The following is a 1,438-nucleotide window of genomic DNA, read 5'->3' as shown; positions in this document are numbered from 1 at the left end:
GCGGTGGAATTCAGGGTATTAATGGTGGTCATAAGACGTCGCTCCTGTCCGTCCGCTGTCACGTGGTCGCTTTCGCCTGCTCCGCCCGCAGCGCCAGCGCGTTCAGTAACGGGCGCAGCGCCTCCTGCTGCCGGGTGATATCATCATCACTGCCGCCCTGCTGGATCAGCGTCATCAGTTGCGAGGCATAGCCATCCGGCAGTTGCGCTTCTTCTATCGCCGGCAGCGACTGGTAGTAATCCAGTATCGATTTATAGGTACTGGCCGATACCCGTCCTTTACTGTTGTATTCTTCCATGATCCTGGCAACCACCCCTCTGGCCCAGGCTGCGTACTGCTCATACGACTCATGCCAGGCAGCACGGCGCTCATTAACGGTAAACGCCCCGCTGTCGTCATAGGTGATCAGCGCCAGTTGCTCGCGGGACAGACCTTTAAACGGATTGGGTCCTTTACCATTAAGCAGATCAGTAGCCTGCTTTGCCTGCGCCAGCCGCTGCGGGTCCACTGAATCCGGCACTTCGGCGTCATAGGCGGCCTTGTTCTGGTTGTAACCGGGTCCCAGCAGTTTATCGAGGGTCGCATCGGCTATCGCCGCCAGACCACGCCGGTCAGTGCCGGCGTCGCGGGCGGCGGCACGTATCGCCGCCTCACTGAGCAGCCGCGCCATACCGGAGAGCTGCGCCCCGCCATTGCCGGGTGCCTGCGCGGCGCTCGCCGGTTCAGCGGCAACGGGTGCCGCCGCTGACGGGCGGGCCGGCGCGGTAGCCTGACCATACGCCGCCACGCTGGAATTCAGGGTGTTAATGGTGGTCATAAGACGTCGCTCCTGTCCGTCCGCTGTCACGTGGTCGCTTTCGCCTGCTCCGCCCGCAGCGCCAGCGCGTTCAGTAACGGACGCAGCGCCTCCTGCTGCCGGGTGATATCATCATCACTGCCGCCCTGCTGAATTAGCGTCATCAGCTGCGAGGCATAGCCACTCGGCAACCGAGCTTCTTCTATCGCTGGCAGCGACTGGTAGTGATCAAGCATCAATTTATAGGTACTGGCCGATACCCGCCCTTCGCGCTCATCTTCCGCTTTCATTTTGGCAAACATTGCTTCGCTCCAAGCTTTTTCCCGGTAATATGTTTCTTCCCAGGCGGCCCGGCGCTCATTAACGGTAAACGCCCCGCTGTCGTCATAGGTGATCAGCGCCAGTTGCTCGCGGGACAGACCTTTAAACGGATTGGGTCCTTTACCATTAAGCAGATCAGTAGCCTGCTTTGCCTGCGCCAGCCGCTGCGGGTCCGCTGAATCCGGCACCTCGGCGTCATAGGCGTCTTTATTCTGGTTGTAACCGGGTCCCAGCAGTTTATCGAGGGTCGCATCGGCTATCGCCGCCAGCCCACGCCGGTCGGTGCCGGCATCGCGGGCCGCGGCGCGTATCGCCGCCTCA

Annotated in this window: 2 protein-coding genes; both read right to left on the bottom strand. The window is 61.3% G+C overall.

What is annotated here, in order from left to right; translation table 11 throughout:
• Positions 1-58 precede the first annotated feature (58 nt).
• Complete coding sequence (locus Dpoa2040_RS00190; protein WP_168639898.1) at positions 59-817, bottom strand: hypothetical protein; 759 nt, start codon at positions 815-817, stop codon at positions 59-61.
• A gap of 26 nt (positions 818-843) precedes the next feature.
• On the bottom strand, positions 844-1,438 hold a 595-nt coding region (locus Dpoa2040_RS00185; protein ID WP_168639897.1), incomplete at its 5' end, for a hypothetical protein.

It is taken from the genome of Dickeya sp. CFBP 2040 (genome assembly GCF_012273755.1).
GTDB lineage: Bacteria > Pseudomonadota > Gammaproteobacteria > Enterobacterales > Enterobacteriaceae > Dickeya > Dickeya poaceiphila.
Note: the sequence above shows the minus strand (reverse complement) of the source record. Positions and strands in the feature narration are given on the sequence as shown.